We start from the raw sequence: 23,988 nt of genomic DNA, 5'->3' as shown, positions 1-23,988 counted from the left end.
AGTGGCATATGTTTTATATATAATAAAAGCAGTATGCAGCAGTCGGCTTTCAACTACAGGAGACGATCATGATGCGTTCCTCCCGTTGGGTAATGGCCCTGTCGCTCGGGGCGCTTTCGCTTTGCGCGTGTCTGATAATAGCAGGCGCCCACGCCGCCGAGCGCCAGTTTGTCCCCTTGCCGCAAACGCTGGGCGACGATACCACGGCCTTCAACATGCTCGAGGTCGGCGACCCTCAGAAATCGCCCGCCATTCGCTCGTCTGAAGCCGCAAACGAAGCGAGCGAAGCCTCTCCTTCACAGATTAAGCGCATCCGCTGCAACCTGAGCGGGCGCTACCGAACCTGCTTTTAACGGCGGTTCTCGCCGCTCAAACCTGAGAATTCTCGTCTAAATGCCGGGACGGGATAAGCCATTGGCGCCAATTTCCTTCATTCAAACGGGGCGCCGCGTCTTGCTGGCTTGCTTTAATCAAAGCAACAGGAGGGCCGCCCCCGTATGTCGCATCTGCGGATTTTGGAGCTGTTTCATGGCGCTTGCCGACGCTTGCGCCTGGGATCGATTAAGTCGCGCATTATTGTATCAATGGCGCTTTCCACCGTGGTGGCGGGCGGGCTGATCGGCGGCATCAGCGCATGGCGCAGCGAAGCCTTTATGCGGGATCAGGTCGCCCGCAACATGGAATTGGCCACGCATAACGAAGCGTCGGACATCAACGAAGCGCTTCAGCGCGTGGAAAGCGCCACGCAGACGCTGAGCGCGTATCTGGCCGCCACGATGCCGGGACCCGGCGGCGCGATTGTAGGGTATCAGGACCAGGCCGCCCCGGTGCTGTATCACGCGGTGCGCCAGCTTCCGGGCGCGATGAGCGTGTATTTTTACCCCAATATCGCTTTGTACAAAGGCATTTATGGCGCTTGGTACGTCGACGAGAATCATGGCAAAAACCCGGCGCGCTTTGAGCGCAATCGCGATATGGGCGTCATGAGCGACTTCGTGGCGTCTGACCCCGCCATGGCGTATTACTTCGCCCCGCTTGAGAAAGGCGCCGGGCTGTGGAGCGCGCCCTACGAAGACAAAGACCTGAAACTCCAGATGGTCACCTACTCCGCGCCCATTCGCCGTAACGGGCGCTCGATGGGCATCGTGGGGATGGATATTTCGTTTGACAATCTGATTGCCATGGTTCGCCGGATTCGCCTCTATGAGACGGGATACGGCATGTTGGTCAGTGGCGACGGCGCGATTCTGGCCAGCCGCCAGTACGCGATGGGAGAAAAACTGGCCGCCGCCAGCAAAGGCGCGTACCGCGATCTTGCCGCGCTGATTCAGCGTCAGGACGCGGGCCTGAGCGAAATAACGATAAACGGTCAAGCCCAGATGACGGCCTTCACGCGACTGCCGTCGGGTTATGTTTTGATTACACAGGCCCCTAAAGCCGAAGCTTTTGCCCAGATGTACGCCCTGCTCTATCTTATTGCGGGACTGACGCTGGGGTGTCTGATCCTCTCGGTGATTCTGGCCGTGGGCGTCGGCATCAAGCTCGCTGCGCCGACGCAGCGGATGATTGACTACATCCAGCGCCTGGCGGGCTACGATCTCACGCTGGAGATCCCGCAAGACGCCTCGCAGTCGGAAATCGGCGAATTAAATCGCTCGGTGCGCCAATTTTCGGGCCAACTGCGCCGGGCGATGAGCGAAATCCAGCGCAACGCGGCCTCGCTGTCCGGCGCCGCGCAACGCCTGCTGCAATCGTCAGATTCGCTGGTGGAGAATGCCGACGGAGTCTCGCGCCTCTCGGACGAAACCAGCCAGTCGACCCGGATTCTCACCGACAGCCTGCAATCCATCGCCAGTTCGGCGCGCGACTCCAGCGATCATATTCGGCAAGTGATGGAATCCAGCGAAGCGATTCGCGGCAACGCCCAGCAGATGGACGGGGCCGTGCAGACCATTACGCAAACGCTGCAGAGCGTCGCGCTGAGCGCGGGCGACATGACCGACGTGGTGACCTCGGTCGCCGCTTCTGCCCAGGAGATTAACGCGTCGCTGGGCGACGTCTCCGCCTGCGCGGATCAAGGCATGGCCATCGTGCGCGAAGCGCGACAGGACGCCCAGACCACCGAAACGATCGTCAGCGAACTGTCGGGGGCCGTCGCCTCGATCGATGAAGTCATCGGCATGATTGGCGATATCGCGCGCAAAACCCATCTGCTGGCGCTCAACGCCTCGATCGAAGCCAGTCGCGCGGGCGACAGCGGGCGCGGATTCGCCGTGGTCGCCAATGAAGTCAAGCTGCTGGCCGGACAATCGGAGAGCGCCACCGGCGAGATTCAGGACAAGATTGAGCAGATGCGCGAGATTACGCTCAAGGCCGCCCAGACGCTGCAACGCATTGTAGGATCCATTGACGACGTGTATCAGGCCAACGAGAATATCGCCAGCGCCGTGCAGCGGCAAAGCGCCACGGCGCGCGAAGTAAGCGGCCATATGGGCAAGGCGGCCGGAATCGCCCGCAACGTCTCGGGCCGCGTCAGCGACGCTTCCGGCGCGATGCAGTCGATTGCCTCGGATGCGCGCAACACGGCCAGCCGCATTCAGGACATGGCGACCTTTATGACATCGATTTTGCAAGGGGCGGGACAAATTCGCGACAACAGCCAGCACGCAGCGGCGGAAGCGAAGAAGGTCTCCGGCGGCATCTCGATGGTGACCCGTTCGGCGGGCGACTCGTCTCAAAGCGCCAGCGCCGTCGCGGTGATTTCCAACGATCTGGAACAGTTGTCGCAACAACTGACGCAAATGGCGGGCCAATTCAAAGTGTAACGCCTGCGCGACGTAATCTCCTGCAATCGGAGCATGCGCCCGCGCCTGCCACAAGCGTATTCTGAGACATTCCCGCAATGCGCCGGCTTACGGCCACACCAGTCTCCTCGTACATGAGTCAGAAAGGAAATCCGCCCGTGCCCCACGTGACGCTGTTGAGTCCCCGTCTTTTCGCTATTTCTGCGTTTTTAGGGTTGCTGGCGGCCAGCGTGTGCGGCAACGCGCGCGCAATGCAACCTAACCTGCCCGACGCCCCGCGTCCGCAAACCGGCGGCGAGTGGGCCCAGGTGTATACGCCGGTGGATGAAAGCTTTTCCGCACTCGGGCCGCAGACCTTTCTGGACCCGATTGATATTAAATGGGAAGGCGACAGCGCCTTTATCGACAAGCCCCTGCTCGACACGCTAAAAGCGGGACAAACCCCGTCCTTCTCAACTATCGCGGCCTCTGGTGCGGACGCCCGACAAACCGAAGCGATGCAAGCCGCCGCCCAGCCGTTTGTGGGCAAACCGCTGAGTCTGGAAGACTATCAAGCGCTGGCCAAAGCCATGGGGCAGGCCTGCGAGCAGCGCCATCGCCTGTGCAAAATCTTCTTCGCCGCAGACGGCGACGCGCTGGAAGCGGTCGCCAAACCGCTGATGCTGGACAAAATCTCGGTCAATCATTCCCGGTATTTTCGGGCGGGGGCCATTCGCTATCAGTTGGGCCTGCGCCCCGGCGATCCGGTGAATCTCGCCAAAATTGAAAAGCGCCTGCGGCTGATTCAGGACAACCCGGATATCCATCTTCAGGCGCAGCTCAAGCCGGGGCCGACCCCGGAAACGGTGACGCTGGATCTCGACGCTGACAATCATCTGCCCGCGCACCTGACCGGCTACTGGAACAATCTGGACCAGTACTATTACGGGACGCATCAAGGCATCGTCGGCATTACCGCCGGGCTTAACAATACGCTGGGCCTCAACGACTCGACCCTGGTCGGCGTCATTCCCGGGGGACGCGCAAGCGGCGTGTTTTTGCAGTATCAGGCGCCGTTGAACGCTCACGGCACAAGGCTGATGGTAAATTTCTCCAAAATGAAAGCCGATCCCGCCGGAGAAGACTACGAGGCCTTTCGCCAGACCGGTTCGGCGTGGACGCTCTCTCCTGGCATTTCGCAAGTGCTGTACAACGGCAAAACAGCTCGCTGGAGCGCAGACCTGAATCTGGACATCCAGCAGTTCAAGACGCTGGTTAAAAAGAGCATCCCCATCGAGAAAGAGCAGCTTCGCACCCTGCGCGCCGGCTTGCAGTTCGATCAGGTCAGCGAGCAGCAGGAGCTGTCGATTCGCAACGAGGTCAGCGTCGGGCTGGATATTCTGGGGGGCACGCCCAGTTCGTATCCCAATCTGGGCAATCCGGGCGGCGGAAGCCAGTTCTTTAAATATCTGGGCGCGTTCTATTATTTACGGAACCTGCCGCATGCGATGTCAGCCGTGCTGAACGGCACCGTGCAGTGGAGCCCCGACACCCTGCCCTCTCCACATTTGGGGGCCATCGGCGGTACGTACTACGGACGGGGATATCGCGAAGCGCTGATTTCGGGCGATACGCTGATGTTTGTCAGCGGCGAGCTGCGTTTTCCGTGCCCGCTGATTCCCAGAAAGTGGAAACTGCCGTATTCGGACGCGTCGTTGCGCGATAAAATCCAACTGCTGACGTTTGCCGACTATGGATATGCCAAAATCAACGATCGCACGCTGGCCGACGACCCGACCAATTATCTGGTGAGCGTGGGCGTGGGCATTCGCGCCGAAATCACGCGCTTTCTGGACGGCTGGATCTCGGCATCCCGCTGGCCAAGCAGGAATCGTCTCACTTTTCGCCGCGCATTCACTTTGCGCTTCAGGCAACGCCTTTTTAGCGAACGCATTTTCAGACAGGGTGGAATCTTGCTTTCCTTAAAAACGTTTTTATACTCTCAAGCAGACAAGCAGTTAGCACGGGCTTGCTGAGGGAGACGACTTGAGGGAGGTTACGCTGCGATGAGTTTACAGTTTGGCAAACTTCCGGGTTCGCCCGCCAACGTGGCGGCGCCCGCGTTCGCCGCCGTGCAACTGACTCGCCCCACCGGCGCAGGCAACCCCTTTATGGCCGCAATGGATAGCGCAGCCCCGCAATTCATGGCCACCTATGGCGTCAATCGCCCGCTGAGCAAGCCCATGTTTGTGGGCTATCATGGCGATAAGGCGGTCATTGGCGGCAGTCGCCTCTTTGTCTTGTGTTAATCGGCCTCGTCCGGCGCGTCCGGGGGTAAGACGTCTGTCACCGGGCCCAGCGCGGCCAGCAGGCGCGCCACTCGCTCGGCCATAAACCGGCGCGCATCGGCGGGAGAGAGGACTTCGCACAGGTCGCCGTATTTAAACAAACGGCGCAGGAGCGCAGGCACATCGTCGGTACGCGCGCGCACCAGCAGCGTATCGGGATGCGCGTCGTCAGGGCGCACGGTTTCGTCTTTATAAGGCCGGTAGGTCTTGCTCAGGCGCCCGCTCAGGCGAAACATGACGGTAGTGAGGCGCACCCGCCGCTCGCACTTGAGCGGGAGCTGGCGGACCTCCAGGATTTTATCGAGATTCAGCTTGATTTTTTCGTAGTGGTTGCGGTCATAGGCCATTAAATACAGGCGCCCGTTCTCGTGAAGCGTCTGAAAGGGTTCGACGAGCAATTGCAGCGGTTCGGCGGCGTCGGAGGCGTAGGTAATCGACAGAACCTGAGCGTCTTTGCAGAGTTCGCGGAATTTGGCGGCCAGCGCGCGCCGCCGTTGAAGGCTTTCTTCGCGGCAGGCTTCCTGCGGTTCGCAGAGCAATTGGGTTTGATGCGCCTCGCTCAACGACCAGGCGATTTTACAGAGCGCCTGATAATAGCGTAAATACAGGGTTTCATCTGGCAGGGCGGAAAGCAGGGCGAGCAGGCGCTGAGCGGCGGCTAATTCCGCTTCGGAAACCGGGATGGGAAAGGGGCTGCGCTGGAGCGCGTATTGAAAGGCGTCTCGCACGTTGGGTCGCGGAATCTGGCAGCCGACGCGGCGCAGCGTGTTGACGTATTTTGTAATCGTCTCGCCGTTATAAGCCTGGCCGACGGACGCATTGGCAATCAGCTCGCGGTTAATGTCTTCCAGCGACAGCGATCGCTGGCGCATCAGCAGCAAGAGGATAAACAGGACGCGATAGGCGGAAACATTATATTTACGGGTTTCGCCGGCATCTGCCGAGATCTCCTCCTTTTGAGGGCCGTTTTGCGGGCACCCACTGGGGTCATCGGCCATGCGCGGCGTCCCCTTTCGCTGCGTCGTCCTGATACAGGCGCGCCATGGCCGACAGCGTGCGGTGCGCCGACTGGCGAAAATCGTCGGGCTCCAGCACCTTAAAGGGACGCGCCAACTGAAACAGGCGTTGCAGCACCGCAAAGCGGTCGCGCGTCTCCAGGGTGACCTCCCAGCGTGGGGGCGAGGCGTCGGCGCAATATTGGCAATGCCCGCCCAAAGCTTCGACTTCAGGGGGTTCAAGATGCGGATCGGCCTCAATATGAAGGCGAATCAGGGTTTTGGCGCCCCGCTGGCTGGCCAGTTGCGCGTATAAGGCCGGTTGCTCGGTGGTCTCGAAGTCTTCGATGCGATCCACCCGCAGCATCAGTAGATGCGGCGCGCCCAGCTTGGCGCCGCTAAGATACATCACGCCCCCGCGATAAAAGAGATCTTCTGGCAGGAAATAGAAGCGCTGCAAGCCGTTGACCGGCGACTGATACTGAAGAAACAGCAGCTCATTTCGCTGAAGCGCCGTGTAAAGGGCTTCCAGCGCGTCGAGCTGCGCTTCGTAGTCCCGGCTGCGCGACAAATGAAACAGCGCTTCCAGCGCCTGGGGAATATCCGGCGTGGAAGAAAACAGGATGACCTTTTTAAAGAAGCGATCCAGATGCAGGATTTCCGGGTACTGGAGATGGCTTTCGGCAAAGCGCTTGGCGTCGATCAGGGTTTGAATTTCTTCAGGCGCATAGCGTGCGCCGAAAGGATGCGTGCGCAGGCGGTATCGGTAGCCGCTGGAAGCCACGGGCCGGGCAATATCGCAGCCCAGCTTGCGCAACGTATTAAGATACAGCCAGATGGAGTCTTCTGACAGCGTACGCCCAATGACCGGATCTTCGAGAAACCGCGCGTTGAGTTCCTCGACGCTCAGGGGGGCTTCGCTCAGCCATTGCAGCAGCTTAAAAATGCGGTACGCAGTGGCGTTTAACGAAGAAGCCTTGAGTTTTTGGTCCGCAGAAGATGTCACGGATTCCCTAACCGGGCGACAAAACGGGCGCCCAGACGACACGCGTTCTGACGATAAAAGAGAGAACTATCCAAAAAATAAGAAGAGAGAAACACGGTTTGGCAAGAGTCTATTTTACTGTACGAGGCGCAAACGGCTTTGCAAACCCCTTTATGTTCGGTTTTAGCGGCGAGCGCATGCAATGGCCCCCATCAGCAGCCGCACGATTGACGCGCGGGCGTGCGTTGAGCATGCTGGGGGGATGCAGTGGTATGGCTACGACACGATTGATTCCACCAACGACGAGGCCAAACGGCTGCTTCAGGCGGGGGCGCTGACGCGCACGTCGGTGATCACGGCGCGCGGACAAACGGCAGGGCGTGGATCGCAGGGGCGTCTCTGGCTCTCGGAGCACGATGCCGGGCTCTATATGAGCGTGGTTCACTTGCCAGTCGGCGGCCAGAGGCTGCCGCTCAGTGATATGTTCACCCGCTCGGCGGGCGCGGCCTGCGCAGAAGCGCTGATTGCAGCGTATGGGCTTGCGATACGCATCAAGCCGATTAATGATCTGTATCTGGCAGGCGGTAAATTGGGCGGGATTCTGACAGAAAGCGTCATTCAGGGGGATCGCGCCCTGGCCGTGATTACCGGCGTGGGCCTGAATCTACGCGCAACCGCGCGACCGCTGGGGCCCCACGCGTGGGCGCCGGCGACCAGTCTGGAAGCGACCATGGACGCAGAAGCCTTTGGCGCGCTGGATCCCATGGCGCTGGCGCGGCTGTTGGCGGAGGCCATTGACGCGCAGCATCAGCGGGTGTTCGCCGGGGACGAGGCCGCCGTTCTGGCGCGATGGCGCGCCTTAACCCTAGACGCTCCTCCCTCGGATAGGGGAATTTAAAGCCGCCAAGGCCCGATGCGCCCCCGCGCAGCGCTATACTGGAATCGCCGCGCGTATAGGGCGGCGACGAGACTGGGAAGCGGTGGGATGATCGAGCTGACCCGCTGGCGGGACGCCTTTTTACTGGTACTCATTGCGCTGTATTTTCTGCTGAATTACGGCTTTATGCTCGTGCGCATCGGTCCGGTTCCGGTGGGGGAACTGGCGCTGGCCGCGTCACTGTTGATGATTAATCATCGTAAGACGCTGCCCCGCTTTATTCGCAGTCCGCTGATGATTCCGTTTCTGGCGTGGCTGGCGATTGGCGGCTTTCATGTGGCGATGGGCCTGTTTGAGGATCCGTTCTGGACCATTCGCGACGCGTCGAACGTGATTGAATCGCTGTTTTTGTACGTGGGTTTTGCGTTTGCGGGCAATAAAGCTTCGCTGGAGCGTCTGAATCGCTGGCTGCCTCGAATTTTTCTGATCATCGCCGTCTATAGCCTTACGTATCCCTTCCGCAACGCGCTAATGCCGTTTTCGCCGGTGATTTCCAACGCGTCGGGGCGCGAAATCCCCCTGCTGTTTTTGTTTACCAATTCGGGCATGCTGCTGACGGTCGGCGCCGCGTATTATCTCAAGCGCCACTTTGACGAAGGCCCCGGTCGTTTTCTGGCGTTTGGCGTGGGGGCGATTACGCTGGCCTTATTGCTGTTTCCTTCGCGCACGCTGTATCTGCAACTGGGCTTTTTGCTGGCGTATTTCGTCATGACGGGCGGATGGCGTCAGTTTCGCAAGCTCGCGCTGATAACCGCCTTGCCGATCGTCCTGATGGCAGTCATTCTGGGCTCCGGCATCCCGATTTACGGGCGCTTTGGGGATGATTTCACGATGTCGGACTATGTCGCGCTGTTTATGGAGATTTTCGGCCATTCAAACCCGGAAGCCTCCATCAGCAGCGGCAATGAGCTGCGCCTGCTCTGGTGGGGCCAGATATTACTGGAATCGACGCAATCGTGGGCGTATACCCTGTGGGGACGCGGCTTTGGCTTTCCGCTGGTGGATTTCTCAATTGCAGGCGGCGTTCAGGTCCGAGAGCCGCACAACGACTTTATCAGCGTGTTTGCGCGCATGGGCGTCTTCGGCCTGATTAGTTTTCTGATGATGCAGGCCTATATTGTTGGCATCGCCATGCGTGTCACGCGCTATTACCAGCGGGTGCGGCACTGGGGGCCCATTACCCTGTGTTTTCTCTTTCTGCTGGTGGATACATTGCTGACAAGTCTGGGCGAACCGCCGTTTTCGCTGTCGTTTTTCGCGATTCCCTATTATTTCATCGCAGGCGTGGCGCTTCGACTGAATCACGTCCGCGAACAAGCGCGAGAAGCGGCCCGACGCCTGCCATGGCATCCACCTGCGCCGTTATCGGCGCCCAAACGTCAGGCGATCGCGCCATGAAAATTCTGATGGCGCACAATTACTACCAGCAGCGCGGCGGCGAAGACGCTGTCTTTGAGGCCGAGCGCGACCTGTTGCGCGCGCGCGGCCACGAGGTCCTTGAGCTGACGTTCCATAATGAGGCGATTGATTCGCGCGCAGCGGCCCTGTCGGCAGGCGCGAAAGGCTTTTACAACCCGCAGGCCGCGCGCCAGACGCGCCGCATCATTCGCGACGAGCGCCCGGACGTGATGCACGTTCACAACTGGTTTCCGCTGGCGTCGCCCTCGATTTTCAGCGCCGCGCATGGCGAAGGCGTGCCGGTGGTGGCGACCCTGCATAACTTTCGGCTGATTTGCCCCAAGGCGCAGTTGTTTCGCGAGGGGCGTCCGTGCGAAGCATGCGTCAAACAGCCGTTGGCGCTCAGTGGGATTCTGCACGGCTGCTACCGGGATTCTCGTCTCCAAAGCGCCGCAGTGGCGGGCATCAACGCCTGGCACGGCGTTATCGGCACATGGCAACATCACGTCGATGCGTTTATTGCGCTGACCGACTTCGCTCGTCAGAAGCTCTTGAGCGGGGCCATGGGGCTGACGCCGTCGCAAGTCGTGGTTAAACCTAATTTCTGCGGCGATCCCGGCGATAATGACGCGCCGCGAGAGGATTTCTTTCTGTTTGTCGGGCGTCTGTCCCCCGAAAAAGGGATAGAGACGCTCTTGCAGGCGTTTGCCCAAACGGGGCTGCCGTTACGCCTGGTCGGAACCGGCCCGCTGAGCGCGCGCGCAGCTCAGGCGGCGGCGCAATTTCCCAATATCGTCTATGAAGGCTTTCTGCCGCCCGCAGACGTCCGCCAGCGGATGATGCGCGCCCGCGCGCTGACGTTTCCCAGCCTCTGGTATGAGGGGTTTCCCCTGACGCTGGTCGAGGCGCTGGCTTGCGGCGCGCCGGCGCTCGTTTCGCAGATGGGCGGCCTGCCAGAAATCGTCGCGCACGAGGCGCAAGGCCTGTTGATTCCGCCAGGCGACGCGGACGCGCTCGCCGACGCCACGCTGAGAATCGCGGCGGATGCCGGGCTGCGGCAACGACTCTCTCACAACGCCCGACAGAAATATCTGAATCAGTACACTGCGGAGGTAACGTATGAGCACTTACGAGGGATCTACGCGCGCGTTTGCGACGCCCGGCGAGACAGGCGGCTTCAGTTCGCCGATGAGACTCCCCAAACGTCGCCTGCTGGGCGCTGATATCACTGAGGCGTCTTTTGAAGACGTGGTTAATGCCATTATCGCGCTGGGGCGCTCCAAAGAGTCCGCCTATGTCTGCGTTTCCAGCGTCCATATGATTATGGAGGCGGAATCTGACCCCGAGTTCAAGCGCCTGCTGAATCAGGCCGCCATTGCCACGCCGGACGGGCGGCCCGTCTCGGTGTTTATGAATCTGCTGTACGGTTGTCATCAGGAGCAAATCGCCGGACACGACCTGATGATTCGCACCCTGAAAGCCGCCGGTGAAGCCGGGCTGTCGGTGTATTTCTACGGATCCACGCCGCCGGTGCTATCGCATCTGGGCGAGAAAATCCGGCGCGAGTATCCCGGCGTGGTCATTGCGGGGCTGGAATCGCCGCCGTTTCGCCCGCTCTCGCCGCAAGAGCATGAGGACACGCTGGCCCGCATCAATGCCAGCGGCGCCCATATCGTGATGGTTGCGCTGGGGTGTCCCAAGCAGGAACGCTGGATGGCGGAGCGCTACGGCAAAATCCCCGCCGTGATGATAGGGCTGGGCGCGGCGTTCCCGTTTTTCAGCGGGGATGTCAAACGCGCCCCGCGCTGGGTTCAGCATTTGTGTCTGGAATGGGCGTTCCGCATGACGCGCGAACCACGGCTGTTTCTGCGCTATCTGCATACGAATCCGCGTTTTTTATGGGGAATTCTGAAACAAAGCGTCGCCTTACGGCTCAAATAAGCGGCGCATGGCCGCAGCATTCAAATTAAAATCAAAACTCAAATCTGCATGAGGGCCTCTATAACCGCCTCATGACGCAGTGCGCAAGCCCGCTCAAAATCTTAATAATCACCCCCCTTGTCAAATATAAAAACGCGATCCATAATAACATCCCCGCCAAGCCAGTCTTTCTCTCAATCCAATTGCTGACTGGCATTCAGCCTGATACGCCCGGCGATGAACACATGAATTCCCTGAATAATCTTCCTGTATTTTCAGGAGGAGATTGTATGATGGCGACCACTATTAACTCCCATTTTGCGACGCCCCGTTTTGGCAACGGCTCTCCAGAAGAGGCCGTACGCGCCAGCCAACTCATCCTCGTTGATCCCGACTCCGGTCGCGATGTGGGGGTGATCAAGGCCCGATCCGGCGGTGGGTTAACGTTTACGGACGCAAGCGATCCAAACACTCATCACCTGCTAAGCTATTTCGCGTAAACAGGCGCGTAGCGGGCCGCTTCCTGCTACAATGGACTGAGTTGCGCCTCGGCAAGACGCGCAACATGCTGTTGAGTTGGATTCCGCGCCCGTTGACGCTTGATGACGCCCCGGCGACCGCCGCCTCGCGCCTGGACTCCTGTCCAGATATTGCAGACCGCTGCCGCGCGCCGTCGCTCTTGCGCGTCATGAGCCATGCCAATCGTCTGCTGGGCTTTAAGCCGCCTGCGCAACGCATCCCGGATGCGCATATTCGCCTTATTGCGCCCACGCTGACGCCCACGCGGCGCGGCGAAGCGGATTGCAGCCAGTGGCCGCCCGCCCTGCGCGACGAAACGGCGCAACGGCTCTGGCGGCTCGCGCTGGGGACGCCCCACGAGAGCGCGCCAGACACGGCGGATCAGGCCCTGACCCTCCTACTCCTCGCGCAGGAAACCCGTCAATTTGACCCGCGCGCCTGGGCGGCGCAGGAAATCGCGCAATTGGCCGACGGGGCGTCCTTCAGCGCGGTGCATAGCGGGCGTTATCTTGCCGAAAATTTCGATCGTGCCTCGCTGAGCGCCATTTTACAGGCCCACGGCTATCATGCGCCGTATCTCGAAGCCTTTAACGATCCGGCCATCGGCTGGCTGGCCGCGCGATGGCTGAGCTATCCCCTGCCCTGGCGCGCCTTGCTGGAGGCGCTGACCTCAGACGATCGCGCGCGCGCGGCGCTGGCGCCGTTTTCGCGATTAATCTGGCTTCTGGACATGATCACTCGAGACGCGCCGATTGAAAAAATCACGTGGGACGAGGCGCTTCAGCGCGCCGACGCCGCGCAGGACACTGGCGCAAACGAGACGCCGTCGTTCGTGCGACCCGTCCGCAAACTGATACTGGTAGAAGGGGTCACCGAGACGCTGGTATTACCGGCGTTTGCCCGAGCGCTGGGCCTGTCGCTTTCAGGCGCCGGGGCGTTTATGATGGCCGCAGGCGGCAAGAAGCCGCTGGCAAGGCTGTACGAAGAATACGCCCCGATTACAGCAGGCCCTATTGCCGCCCTGCTCGATAACGACGCCCGCGACGGCGCGCAGGCGCTTCAGAACGCCCTCCGGCCTCAGGATACCCTGATTATTCTATCCCCCGGCGAAATGGAGGACGCCTACCCGCTGGCGCTGATGCTGCGCGCCCTGAATCAGGAATTAACGCCTTCTCGCCCGCTGAGCGAAAGCGACTGGCAGGCCGCGCAGGCGGAATGGCGACAAGAGAAAGGGCGTTCGCCGCGAACGGTCGAGACGCTTCAGGCCCTGTGGAAACGCTATGGCCTGGAAGGCGGAACCTTTGACAAGGCGCGCTTTGCCCAAGCCATTGCAGCCGCCATCACAGGCCCTCAGGACGTTCCCGGTGACGTACGCCGGCTGTTCTCGGCTCTGGGACTTCTCGGCGCATGAGCAACCCGCGCGCGCTGCCGGACGCGCTACCAGAAGAATGGATCGACGCGACCGGCCCTGTCGAGAGCGGCAAGCTGCCGCCCGGCGTGTGGCAAAGCCTGCTGGCGGGCTATTGCGCCTTTACGACCTTTCGCTGGCCGCTCAGCGAGGCGCGGCTCACGCGGCACGTCACGCGCCTCATCGCGCACGGCGACGCGATGGGCATAACAGCGCCTGCGCTGGCCACGCCACACATACGCAACACGCTGACTGATCTCGCACAGCGCCAAGGCGAGGCGATTTCTCTGGCGTTTCGGCTGACGCTTGCCCCCGACGCGTCGCAGGCCGGAGCGCTTTGGCAAGGCGGCGGGCCCTGGCCTGCGCGCCTGCTGATCTCTCTCAGATCGATTTCTGGCAGGCAGCGCGCGCCGCTCAACGAACACGCTCAGGGCGCGTCGCTTCAGATTGTCGGCTATGAGAAGGCGTTTCCTGCGCTCAAGCATGGGGCGCTGGCGGAAGCGATGCTGCTGCGCCAGAGCGCGCGCCGCGCGGGGTTTGATGACGCGCTCTGGCGCAATCAACGCGGCCTGCTGAGCGAGTCGAGCGTGGCAAACGTGTTCTGGATCCGCGATGGCGCGCTCTGGACGCCGGATCCGCAGGGCGACGGCTGTCTGGCGGGCATCACGCGCGCAGAGGTTTTGCAAATCGCGACGGCAAACGGCGTCGAAGTCGTCGAGCAGGCCTTGGCGACAGATGACCTGAGGACTGTATCAGGCGGGTTTCTGACCAATGCCGTCCAGGGGCTGTGGCCCATTGCGCGCGCGCAGGAAACCGTCATGCCGTGGCCTCCTGCGGCGCGCGCGCTGTTGACGGGGCTTCAGGCGGAGTATAATGCGCTGGATTCCCTGTCATCGTCCTGAGCATGCGGAGACTTTTTTGCCATGAGCGACGTTCGCCCCGCAGAGGCGCAAACCGAGGCGCTGGCCTCGCTGGCGGCGGCTGAGCGCTATAATCGCTGGATTTTTCGCTCATTTGAGCGCTATTTGGGCGAGCGCACGCTGGAGGTGGGCTGCGGGGTGGGCAACTTTACGCGCCTGCTGCTGGAGCGCGCTTCTCACGTGACCGCTCTGGACATCGCCCCGGAGTACGTCGCGCAGACGCTGGCGCGCGTGACGCCGCCGCCGGGCAAATCGCTGGAAGCGCTCACGGTCAATTTGTTTTCGCGCGAGGACGACGAGCCCCACGCGTGGCATCCGCCCTTGTTTGACAGCATCGTGATGCTCAACGTGCTGGAGCATCTGCGCCACGACCGGCTGGCCGTCTCGCGGCTGCGCGATCGCCTCAAACCCGGCGGACGATTGATTATTTTTGTCCCCGCGCTGCGGTTTTTATACAGCCGCTTTGATCGCAGCATTCGCCACTACCGACGCTATGACCGGCGCCGGCTGATGGAGACGCTCACCTCGCAAGGGCTGGAAGTGCTGGAAACCCGCGCCTTTAATCTGGCGGGCGCGCCTGCATGGTGGCTGCAATTTAAATTACTGGGCAAGACCCGCATGGAAGCGGGCCCGGTGAAGCTATTTGACCGTTTGACGCCAATCTTCCAGTGGATGGAAGATCGCATTGCCCCGCCCATTGGCCTGTCGTTACTGGCCATCGCGCGGCGCCCGGCGGAATGAAGCGATACGAATCAGCCGAGAGATGACGAGCCGCTAGCCTGCTGATGGGGAGGTTTTAAGGATGTATTCCTCCCACAGTTCCAGGGCCATGCGCCATTTATCGGCGAGGGTTTCGACTTTAAACGTAGCCGCGCGTTTGGGAGCGGTGCGGATATTGAGCAGAAAGCGCGCGATATCCTGATCGGGCGACAGGGCGTCGTCACAAGCGTTTAATTCGGGTCTATGGCTAGTCATCGCGCATGGATCTCCTTTGCGTGGGTCTTGGGTCTTAATCGGGTTGTGTGTGGGAGTGTCCGTGAGAAACGGCGAGCCTGTGTCAGCGTCGAACGGGCTCTCGTTCAGTGGATCGATGATGGGTGTCAGCGTCAGAAAAAACGATTTACTAGAAATCAGGCGATTGAGCGAAATGACGCCAAACAGGAACGAAGCGAGGCAGGAATCCCCCTGGAGATCCGGGCCCGGGAATCCGGCCCGGATCTCTCAGTAGCTGACGGCTGGGGCGTCCGCGGTAAAGCGGCGCGCGAGCGCGAGGGGGAAGCCTGTGAAAAGCGTTCCTTTTTTTAATCTGATTGTTTAATCGGCGTCAGGAGAATTGGGGAGGTCAAACTCTTCCATCTCGCTTTCAACGAGATGCGAGGGGCGTCCGCGACGCGAGGCTTTGGCGCTGTTGTATTTGGCGTTGGATTGAATCATGGAGCAGGATCCTCCTCTGGTTATACGTGATTCAGGGTCCGGGGAAGGCGTCCGGGCCAGTGGCCGGAGGCAGAAGAGCCAAAACAGAACAGGAGATAGAGTCAAACGGTTGACGCGCGCTGCAAAATCCGACAGGGGTCACGCGCTATCAACACGCAAGCCAGTGGTTATACGGGGAATCTCCTTACGAAACGCGCCGCTCACGCGAACGCCGCATGACAAGGGAAACGCGAAAATGCCGACCTTATAGCTGGGGGCTTTTGCTTAACGCCAGATTGTTTGAGCCAGACCCCGGAGCCGGATTTTGACAGGCGCCGGATGGCCTTTTCCTTTGAATGGAATACAGGTGATGAAATACAGGCCCTCACAAGGCCATGGACAATCAGTGTCCTCACTGATACCAGTATGGCCTTTTTTTGCGTCGGCGTCAAGGAAGATCCTCATATTTTCAAGGCCAGGGCGTTTTTCAGCCAAAACGCAATCTCGCCTCCTGCGCAGGCGGAAGGCGAGAAAGGCGCAATGGCGTTTAAATCGGGACGCTACTGGGCGATCAGCCGATTAAGGATTTCAACCAGGTCGGATTTTTTCTGGACGCCGACGTGTTGCTCTACTGCCAGCCCCTTCTGGAAAAACAGCAGGCTGGGGATGCCGCTAATGCGGTATTGCTGAGCGATAGCAGCGTTTTCGTCGGTATTGACTTTGCAAATTTTGGCCTTGCCCTGGAATTCCGCCGCGAGCTCGTCGATAACCGGGGCCAGGGAACGGCACGGGCCGCACCAGGGAGCCCAGAAATCTACCAACACGGGCAGTTCAGATGACTTCACTTCCGACTCAAACGTAGCGTCGGTTACTTCCAGAACCTGCGACATAGGCTGTCTCCTTCCACTCTATGGCTTTATGCGCGCTTTATCTTATCATAAAGGCGTCGATGTTTCTGAAAGGTCGCCGCACTGTGTCCTCTCCGCTTTCTTCCCGCCTTGCGCGCGCGCTGCCCGCGACCACGCTGGATCGGTATATTCTGGGGCAGGCGGTGGATTATTTTATTCTGGCGCTGGTGGTCTTCACGCTGATTGTCTTTTTCTCGGATCAGGTGATGGATTTTCTGGGGCAGATGGGCAAGTTTAACGTACCGTGGACGACGGCGTTCGCCCTTTTAGGACTGAATCTGCCCAATAGCGTCGGGTTTATTTTGCCGGCCAGCGCGTTTATGGCGGTCATGATGACCTATAACGCGCTTAATAATCAGTTTGAGCTGATCGCCATGCGGATGAACGGCATCAGCCTGCGCCGGCTGCTGCTTCCGGCGCTGGTGATTGGCTTGCTGGCCTCGGCGCTTGCCTACTGGCTGGGAGATTTCGTCGCGCCGACGGCCAATCGGCTCTCGCTGCAACTCAAGAGCGCCGTCATCAGCCAGGCCACGCTGCCTTCCGGTAAAAGCAGCCTGACGTTTCCGCTTTACGACGATCAGCATCATCTGCAAAAACTGGTATTTATCAGCCGCTATCAGGATCGCGCGCTTCAGGCCAGTACGATCATCGACTTGTCGCAACGCGGGGTGCTGCAAGTGACGCAAGCAAAATCAGGACAGATTGATCCGCCTGACAACTGGGTGTTTAACAGCGCCAATACTTACACGGTCTTTAAAAATCGCGACGTGCTGGCCTTTAATCATCAAGGCGTCCTGCGGGTGCGCAATCTGCTGCGCGGCGAAGGGGCCAGCGCCGCCAAGACGCCGGCGTCTGAGCAGGCGCGCATTGCGGATCCGATGAACGCGGATTCCAATCTGCATAATTTCGCGAGCCTGTTTCAGCGCGTACAACGGCGCGAAGAAGCCGGGCGGCGCGTCAGCAACAAAACCTATGTCAATCTGTGGGAAAAAATCACGCTGCCGCTCAGTTGCCTGGCCTTGGTGATTTGCGCCGTACCGCTGGCGTTGACCTCTCCGCGACGGCTGGGGAACCGAGGATTCCTCTTCTCGCTGGGCGCGCTGTTTCTGCTGTATGTCCTGCGCGCGCTGTTTATTAATCTGGGATTACTGGACAAGCTGACGCTGGGCGGGCTGTTGTCGCCGTCGATGGCCATGTTGCTGGCCTGCTGGCTGCCGATTGCCATCATTGCCGGGCTCGGCCTTGCGCTGCTGGCGAGAAAATCGCGCGTCCTCTGACGTGAGGAGAATATGGCGCCTTTGCATCAGAAACGCGGACGATTCTGGCGCCTGAAGTTTTACGCGCATGCGCCGATAGCTTCCATACGTCCCACAGGGCCGGGGCAACGTTGGGAGACGCGGCATGACCGTTTTAAGCGAAAACCCCACTCTGGATCTCCGCTCGCTGCTGTTGCAGCTGGACGGCGATTTGGACGCCGCGCGCGCGTTATTGACGATGTTTTTAGAGGACGCGCGCCTTATTCTGGCCGAGTTGCGCGTGTTGGGCGATAGCGCCGAAGAGCGGCGGCACTTTGAGATAAAAATCCACGGGCTGAAAGGGGCCTGCGCCAACATCGGCGCCGAACGGATGCGCGCGCGATGCCTGGCGTTGGAAATGCTGGCGCGCAGTCAGGCGCAAGGCGGCCTCGGCGCAATGGAAGACGCCGCCAGCGCTCTGGAAGCCGGACTCTCGGAAGTGGAGTCGAGCTTTGCCGCCGTGTGCGGGATGGCCAACGCGTGGCTAAAACCTGTTTATTAAGCGCAGGAGACCTCTCCCCTATGGCTCTCGACCGTGTGCGCCGCGTGCTGATTGTGGACGATGTGCCGTTTTGTCAGGCCGCGCTGAAAAAATGCCTGCTGACGGCGGGCTATGACGTCGCCTGTTGCGTATCGGGGACCGAAGCCTTGCGCTTGCTGATGCGCGAGCCGGGCATCACGGCCGTATTATGCGATTTGATGATGCCGCAAATGGATGGCGTGGACCTCTTGCGACGCGCCATGATTCTGAGATGGGCGCAAGGTCTGGAGCCCCTGCCGTTTATTCTGCTGACCGCCTCATGTGACACGCATCGCCTGCGACAGGCCGAGAAGGCGGGCTTTTTAAGCGTCATTCACAAACCGGCCAGCCGCGAACGCCTGCTGCAAGCCCTGAACGACAGCGTGAAGCAGAGCGCCTGAGGGGACGTCGCCCGGCGGCAAAACCTTCAAAAAAGCGCGCGCGTTATTCAAATAGCCAGTTCATGGCCCGCGTGGTGCCGTGCTGAACGCTTTTCCACGGGCGTAAATACCAGACGGTTTTCTTATTTTTAGCAGATGCTGAGCGCGCGTAAGCCGTGGCCGCCGCGTCAGAGGTTGCGCGCGCATCGACCGGCGGCGTCAGACGGCTGGCGGAGCCGCTGGAAAGCGTAATCAGGCGCACGCCGTAGAGGCGATCGCCTTTCTGGATTTTATCCAGCGCATCCAGCCCGGAGATCACACGGCCAAAAATGGCGTATTTACCGTCGAGGCTGGGCTGCGGGGCCAGCGTAATATAGAACTGACTGGTGGCGGAATCCGGCGCTGCGCCGCGCGCCATCGCGACAACGCCCTTGGCGTCGTGAGAAAGCTTGTTGTTGACCTCCAGCGCAATACGTTTATCAGAACCGCCGTAGCCGGTGCCGGTCGGGTCGCCGGTTTGCGCGACAAAGCCGGGCACGACGCGGTGAAACACCATATTATGGTTATAGAAGCCGCTTTCGGCCAGGGCCTTGAAGTTGGCCACCGTTTTTGGGGCGGCGTCTTCGTAGAGGGCGATGGCGATATCGCCGCGCTGGGTTTCAATCACGGCGCCGTCGTGGGCGATGGGCGAGCGGGCGATTTTTTCGCGTTCGCGATCGGCCAGCTGCTGGGCTTTTTGGGCGTTGCGCGCTTTTTTGCGCTGCTCGGCTTCGGCCCGTTTCTGAGCGGCGCGCTGAGCGCGGGCCTGACGCTTCTGCGCGCGGATTTCTTCGGGCGAGGGCTTGACGACCTGAGTGGAAGAAGGGCTATTCCACCACGACAAGGGGTTATACCAATGCGTATCACTGGTAGAGTCGGCGCGGACCGGGGCCATCGCGCCGATCAGCGCCAGCGCAAGCAACGTGACGCAACGCATCGCCATCGGGCGGGGAGAAACGGCGGATGACACGCGCCGGGGGAAGCGACCAAAGCCTGAAGTCATAAAAGGAATCCCAACCTCCTCGGGTTATCAAGCGTGGATGTGCGGCGTGGATAGGCGACGCGCCTGTCGTCTGAGCGAGTCCGGCGGACGCGCCTGCCAATGGACGCTCATTCTACCGGAAAGGCTTTGGACGGGGCAAGCCGATGCCGGGCCGCGCTATAATCACAGCAAGATGTCACCGCGTTTTGTCCAGCCGGGAGGCCATTGAATGGGCGTCCAGTACAAGGATTACTACAAAATTTTGGGCGTGCCGCGCACGGCAAGCGAAAAGGAAATCAAGTCGGCCTACCGCAAGCTCGCGCGACAGTATCACCCGGACGTGAATCCGGACGCCGAAGAGAAATTCAAGGACATTAACGAGGCCTACGAGGCGCTGGGCGACGCCGGCAAGCGGAAACTCTATGACAATCTGGGCGCCGACTGGCGTCACGGGGCCCGCTTCGATCCGCCGCCCGGATTTTCGGGATTCGGCGGCAGCCGCGGCGCACAACAACGCGTCAATATGGAAGATCTGGGTTCGTTCTTTGGCGGCGGGGGCGGCGGCAGCGGGTTTTCGGACTTCTTTGACTTGTTATTCGGACAAATGGGCGGCATGGGCGGCGGCGGGTTTCATTCAGCCCAGGCGCAAGATCACGCCGCGCGCGGCGCCCGTTCACAGGCAAGGGCGCATACCGCCGCCCAGCCGCCCTCCCTTGAGCCGCAACCGCTGGAGCTCACGCTGGAAGAAGTCGCGCGCGGCGTCGACAAGAAGGTGCGCTTGGCGCATTCCGGCAAAACCGTCACCGTCGCAATTCCCAGAGGCGTCGCATCCGGCGCCCGCATTCGTCTGGCAGGCGAAGGCCCTCAGCGATCGGACGCCTTTCTGAAAGTCGCGTATCGCCCTCACGCGCGCTTTAGCGTCGAAGGGGCCCATTTGACGCTGGAAGCGGCGGTTTCCGCGCCGGATCTGGTGTTGGGCGGCGAAATCGAGGTCGCCTTGCTCAACGGCGATCGCGTGACGCTGACCGTACCGCCGGGCGCGCAACCGGGGCAGTTGCTGCGATTGAAAGGTCAGGGCCTTCCCGCCAAAACCGGCGTCGGCGACTTAAGAGTGAGGCTGAAGGCGGCGATTCCGTCGCCGCAAACGCTCAGCGAAGAAGCGCGCGGGCATTATGAAGCGCTTCAACGTCTGCAAAAAGCCTGAGGCGACTTCTTTTAATCCGCGACATGATGATTTACTGCGCTGCCAGCCGCCGCCCGCGAAGCGCGGGGAAGCCTTGATCCCACTGCGCGCGCAGCCATTCGCGGCTGGGACGCTCGACCAGCGCATAGAGCGCATGGGCGCCCATCAGACTGAGGGCGACAAAGCCCGCCAGAATGGCGTATCGGTAGGAGACGACCGCAGGCCATTGAGCCGACTTGGCCGCCAGCCAATACGCCGCCAGAATCAGTAGTGAATGCGTCATATACAGCGAGTAAGAGGTTTCGCCCAGATAACGCATCACGGCGTTGTCAAAGAGGGCGCGCATCACGCCGCCGCAACGCGAAAGCGAGAGCAGAAACAGGGCCATGACCGGCAGCAGGGCCAAGCCGTGAACGCGTCCGGCCAAGGCAATCAGCGCGATGAAGGCCGCGCCGCACGCCCAGTTCCAGGGCATACGCGAGGGCGAACGCCGCTCTATGTCGAAAAGCCGGTAAATGCAGCAGCCGATCAAAAACTCGCCTGAGACGCGCGCCAGTCCCCAGCCGACTTCCCAGCGCGTCGGATCGGCTTGCGTCCAGACAGCAAGAGCAATTAACAGCGCGAAAATCGCCATCATCAATACGCCGGCGGCCACGCGTCCGCGTACGCGCACAAACGCCAGCGCAAACAGCGGAAATAACAGATACGCAAACCATTCCGCGCTAATCGACCACGAGGGGAAGTTGCAACTGGTGCGGCTCAGCACGCCCCACGCATGGATGTTCAGCGCGTTATACAGGACCGCTGTCGCATCACAGGTCGCGCCATTGTAAGACGACTGTCTCAAGGCGCCTTTGACGGCATACAGCGCAACATAGACGGCCAGCATCACGTAATGAGCGGGCAGAATACGGGCCATGCGCAGCCACAGAAAGCGAAGCGTCGCGCCCCACTGAAACGATGTGAAATCCCGCTCGTGAACCAGCGCAATGACAAAGCCGCTTAATAAAAAGAACAAATCGACGCCCAGATAGCCATGCGCGAAAAAGACCGGCACGGCGTCGCCGGCCCAGAGCGGACGCATCAGGTGGTATAAAACCACCCAGAGAGCGGCAAAGCCGCGAATCCCCGTCAACGTATGGATTTTAGACATGGGCGCGTGCCTCTCTGGTTGCTGCGCGTTGGACTGTCTATTCTACTCTTGATGCGCGTTCGCGTGCGCGCGAAAACCGGGGCCTAGCCGTTGAGGAACACCAGCACCATGACTTGCGCGGCAATAATCCGCAGAATCATCACCAACGGATACACCGTCGAGTAGGAGACATTGGGAGCATCTGAGCGGACGGCGGCGGTCGCAAAGGCAAGAGCAGGGGGATCGGTCATACTGCCGGCCAGTAATCCGCACAGGATGGTGTAATTCAGCTTGAAGAAGCCGCGGCCAATCAAGCCGACAATCAGCAGGGGCGCCAGCGTGATAATCGACGCCATGGCCATCCAGTACAGCCCGTCGCCGTGCGTCAGCGTTGAGACGAAGCGATCGCCGCCGTGAATGCCGACGCAAGCCAAAAAGAGAATAATGCCCAATTCACGCAGAATAAAATTCGAGCTGGGGTGCAAGTACCAGTTGAGGCGGCCAACATTGCCGATTTTGCTGAGGAGCAGGGCGACAATCAGCGGGCCGCCCGCCATCCCGAGCTTGACCGGAGCCGGAATACTGGGCAGAAACATGGGATAACTGCCCAACACCACGCCCAGCGCAATACCGACGAAAATCGGCACGACTTGCGGGAAGTTCAGTTCGCGCAGCGAATTGCCCAGTTCCTTGGCGCAGATATCCAAGGCATGAGGCTCTCCCACCACCAGCAGAATATCGCCGAACTGCACATGCAGATCCGGGCGCGGCGTCAATTGAACATCGCCGCGGGTCACGCGCGTGACCTGCACGTTATGGCGTTGCAGGAGGTTTAATTCGCCAATGGTTTGGGCGGCGGCGGCGCGACGGGTCACCACGATGGGGCGCGCAATGAGCTCCGTCGGCAGCGTTTTGAGATCCGTTTCGGTCTCCTGACCAACCAGAATCACGAATTTTTTGAGATCCTCCTGGGCGCCGACCGCATGCAGCACGTCGCCCAGTTCCAGGCGGGTGTCGTCGGTCACGAGTTCGACGTGCGCGCCGTGCAAAATACGCGAAATCACCAGATTCAAGTCGGTGATGAAAGGCAGTTCGGCGATCGTCAACCCGGCGACATTGGAATTGGTGACTTCAACGTTGAGGTTTTGCAGGGTTTTAGCGGATTTACGCTGTTCGCGGATAAAGCGCTGGGCGTCTCGCAGAGGATTGATGCGAAACATGAAGCGTATGAGCAGCATCGTCAGGATAATGCCCATAATGCCAAACGGATAGGCCACGGCATAGGCCATCCCGGGCATTTTAAGCTGAAGGGGAGTCAGGGCGGTCGAGGCCTCGGTCAAGGCCTGTTGCGCCGCCGCCAGACTCGGCGTGTTGGTTGTCGCGCCGGAAAACAGCCCCACGGCCGCCGGCAGCGGCACGCCGCCATAGAGGCTGATTAAAAGCGTGATGCCGACGCCCAGCAAAACGACCGCAGCCGCCAGCGAGTTGAGCAGCAGACCATGCTTTTTAAAAGCTTCGAGAAACCCGGGGCCGACCTGCATCCCGATGGTGTAGACAAAGAGGATCAGGCCGAATTCGCGCACGAATTCCAGCACTTCTTTTGGAAGCCCAATGCCCAGATGGCCAAACAGCAGGCCCGAAAACAAAACGCCCGCCGTGCCCAGACCGACGCCGCCAATACGAATGCTCCCCAACGCCAGTCCCAGGGCGGTGACCAGACAAAGCACGAGCACCGAGTGCGCGACCGTAACGTTATTGCTATCAATCAGGGCGACCAGCCAGTCCATGGAGCATCCATCCTTCTATAAATCTGGTTTTACAAGCTGTATTTTCGGGTGATGGGCGATCTAACTTTCATGCGACGTTTTAATAATTGATCCTGTGAATACCGTAGAGCCCGCTTGGGGGCGTGACGAAATGCGC

The 23,988-nt window shown here is 60.3% G+C and carries 23 protein-coding genes; 16 read left to right on the top strand and 7 right to left on the bottom strand.

Annotated elements, in window-relative coordinates; all coding sequences use genetic code 11:
• The first annotated feature begins 68 nt into the window (after nt 1-68).
• The 4 genes from IPK79_06780 to IPK79_06765 all read left to right on the top strand — a co-directional run bounded on the left by IPK79_06780 (nt 69) and on the right by IPK79_06765 (nt 5,092).
• A complete protein-coding gene (locus IPK79_06780) occupies nt 69-353 on the top strand; it encodes a hypothetical protein (GenBank protein ID MBK8190140.1) in 285 nt (94 codons plus the stop codon).
• A 144-nt stretch (nt 354-497) separates the two neighbouring features.
• Entirely contained in the window at nt 498-2,825 is a 2,328-nt protein-coding gene (locus tag IPK79_06775) for a HAMP domain-containing protein (protein ID MBK8190139.1), read from the top strand.
• A gap of 137 nt (nt 2,826-2,962) precedes the next feature.
• The gene (locus tag IPK79_06770) at nt 2,963-4,819 is read left to right on the top strand and encodes a ShlB/FhaC/HecB family hemolysin secretion/activation protein (protein MBK8190138.1); all 1,857 of its coding nucleotides are present in this window, start codon (nt 2,963-2,965) and stop codon (nt 4,817-4,819) included.
• A 30-nt stretch (nt 4,820-4,849) separates the two neighbouring features.
• Nucleotides 4,850-5,092 carry a hypothetical protein gene (locus IPK79_06765; protein MBK8190137.1) on the top strand — a complete coding sequence of 81 codons (243 nt, stop codon included), beginning with the start codon at nt 4,850-4,852 and terminating at the stop codon, nt 5,090-5,092.
• Here the strand turns inward: IPK79_06765 and IPK79_06760 are convergent.
• Both IPK79_06760 and IPK79_06755 read right to left on the bottom strand, forming a co-directional pair.
• Complete coding sequence (locus IPK79_06760; GenBank protein ID MBK8190136.1) at nt 5,089-6,129, bottom strand: WYL domain-containing protein; 1,041 nt, start codon at nt 6,127-6,129, stop codon at nt 5,089-5,091. The two genes, IPK79_06765 and IPK79_06760, sit on opposite strands and share 4 nt — an antisense overlap.
• Nucleotides 6,119-7,132: a WYL domain-containing protein gene (locus tag IPK79_06755; protein MBK8190135.1), complete on the bottom strand. Its 1,014-nt coding sequence runs from the start codon at nt 7,130-7,132 to the stop codon at nt 6,119-6,121. Before IPK79_06755 ends, IPK79_06760 begins: the two co-directional genes overlap by 11 nt.
• A gap of 181 nt (nt 7,133-7,313) precedes the next feature.
• On the opposite strand from IPK79_06755, the gene IPK79_06750 reads away from it, so the two are divergent.
• The 8 genes from IPK79_06750 (at nt 7,314) to IPK79_06715 (ending at nt 14,954) form a co-directional block, all read left to right on the top strand.
• A complete protein-coding gene (locus IPK79_06750) occupies nt 7,314-8,009 on the top strand; it encodes a biotin--[acetyl-CoA-carboxylase] ligase (GenBank protein ID MBK8190134.1) in 696 nt (231 codons plus the stop codon).
• Nucleotides 8,010-8,096: 87 nt separating this feature from the next.
• Nucleotides 8,097-9,446, top strand: a complete 1,350-nt coding sequence (locus IPK79_06745; protein MBK8190133.1) for a hypothetical protein — start codon at nt 8,097-8,099, stop codon at nt 9,444-9,446.
• Nucleotides 9,392-10,669, top strand: coding sequence for a glycosyltransferase family 4 protein (locus IPK79_06740; GenBank protein ID MBK8190132.1), 1,278 nt, complete (start codon nt 9,392-9,394; stop codon nt 10,667-10,669). Before IPK79_06745 ends, IPK79_06740 begins: the two co-directional genes overlap by 55 nt.
• On the top strand, nt 10,635-11,387 hold the full coding sequence (locus IPK79_06735) for a WecB/TagA/CpsF family glycosyltransferase (protein ID MBK8190131.1): 753 nt from the start codon (nt 10,635-10,637) through the stop codon (nt 11,385-11,387). Before IPK79_06740 ends, IPK79_06735 begins: the two co-directional genes overlap by 35 nt.
• Before the next feature lie 71 nt (nt 11,388-11,458).
• On the top strand, nt 11,459-11,866 hold the full coding sequence (locus IPK79_06730) for a hypothetical protein (protein MBK8190130.1): 408 nt from the start codon (nt 11,459-11,461) through the stop codon (nt 11,864-11,866).
• Between the two features lie 65 nt (nt 11,867-11,931).
• A complete protein-coding gene (locus tag IPK79_06725) occupies nt 11,932-13,296 on the top strand; it encodes an ATP-dependent endonuclease (protein MBK8190129.1) in 1,365 nt (454 codons plus the stop codon).
• Nucleotides 13,293-14,195: an aminotransferase class IV gene (locus IPK79_06720; GenBank protein ID MBK8190128.1), complete on the top strand. Its 903-nt coding sequence runs from the start codon at nt 13,293-13,295 to the stop codon at nt 14,193-14,195. Before IPK79_06725 ends, IPK79_06720 begins: the two co-directional genes overlap by 4 nt.
• A 21-nt stretch (nt 14,196-14,216) precedes the next feature.
• Nucleotides 14,217-14,954, top strand: coding sequence for a class I SAM-dependent methyltransferase (locus IPK79_06715; protein MBK8190127.1), 738 nt, complete (start codon nt 14,217-14,219; stop codon nt 14,952-14,954).
• 33 nt (nt 14,955-14,987) lie between these two features.
• On the opposite strand, the gene IPK79_06710 is transcribed toward IPK79_06715, so the two are convergent.
• A complete protein-coding gene (locus tag IPK79_06710; GenBank protein MBK8190126.1) occupies nt 14,988-15,188 on the bottom strand; it encodes a hypothetical protein in 201 nt (66 codons plus the stop codon).
• A gap of 998 nt (nt 15,189-16,186) precedes the next feature.
• Nucleotides 16,187-16,516, bottom strand: a complete 330-nt coding sequence (gene trxA / locus IPK79_06705) for a thioredoxin (protein MBK8190125.1) — start codon at nt 16,514-16,516, stop codon at nt 16,187-16,189.
• 83 nt (nt 16,517-16,599) lie between these two features.
• Here trxA and IPK79_06700 point away from each other — a divergent pair, with 83 nt between their 5' ends.
• The 3 genes from IPK79_06700 (at nt 16,600) to IPK79_06690 (ending at nt 18,750) form a co-directional block, all read left to right on the top strand.
• Entirely contained in the window at nt 16,600-17,811 is a 1,212-nt protein-coding gene (locus IPK79_06700) for an LptF/LptG family permease (GenBank protein MBK8190124.1), read from the top strand.
• A gap of 124 nt (nt 17,812-17,935) precedes the next feature.
• Complete coding sequence (locus tag IPK79_06695; protein ID MBK8190123.1) at nt 17,936-18,331, top strand: Hpt domain-containing protein; 396 nt, start codon at nt 17,936-17,938, stop codon at nt 18,329-18,331.
• Nucleotides 18,332-18,351: 20 nt separating this feature from the next.
• Complete coding sequence (locus IPK79_06690) at nt 18,352-18,750, top strand: response regulator (protein MBK8190122.1); 399 nt, start codon at nt 18,352-18,354, stop codon at nt 18,748-18,750.
• 43 nt (nt 18,751-18,793) lie between these two features.
• On the opposite strand, the gene IPK79_06685 is transcribed toward IPK79_06690, so the two are convergent.
• Nucleotides 18,794-19,663 carry a peptidylprolyl isomerase gene (locus IPK79_06685; GenBank protein MBK8190121.1) on the bottom strand — a complete coding sequence of 290 codons (870 nt, stop codon included), beginning with the start codon at nt 19,661-19,663 and terminating at the stop codon, nt 18,794-18,796.
• 316 nt (nt 19,664-19,979) lie between these two features.
• On the opposite strand from IPK79_06685, the gene IPK79_06680 reads away from it, so the two are divergent.
• Entirely contained in the window at nt 19,980-20,954 is a 975-nt protein-coding gene (locus IPK79_06680; GenBank protein MBK8190120.1) for a DnaJ domain-containing protein, read from the top strand.
• Nucleotides 20,955-20,985: 31 nt separating this feature from the next.
• On the opposite strand, the gene IPK79_06675 is transcribed toward IPK79_06680, so the two are convergent.
• The gene (locus IPK79_06675) at nt 20,986-22,086 is read right to left on the bottom strand and encodes an acyltransferase (GenBank protein ID MBK8190119.1); all 1,101 of its coding nucleotides are present in this window, start codon (nt 22,084-22,086) and stop codon (nt 20,986-20,988) included.
• 83 nt (nt 22,087-22,169) lie between these two features.
• Nucleotides 22,170-23,852: a putative transporter gene (locus IPK79_06670; protein MBK8190118.1), complete on the bottom strand. Its 1,683-nt coding sequence runs from the start codon at nt 23,850-23,852 to the stop codon at nt 22,170-22,172.
• Nucleotides 23,853-23,988 lie beyond the last annotated feature (136 nt).

The organism is Vampirovibrionales bacterium (assembly GCA_016712355.1).
GTDB lineage: Bacteria > Cyanobacteriota > Vampirovibrionia > Vampirovibrionales > Vampirovibrionaceae > JADJRF01.
Note: the sequence above shows the minus strand (reverse complement) of the source record. Positions and strands in the feature narration are given on the sequence as shown.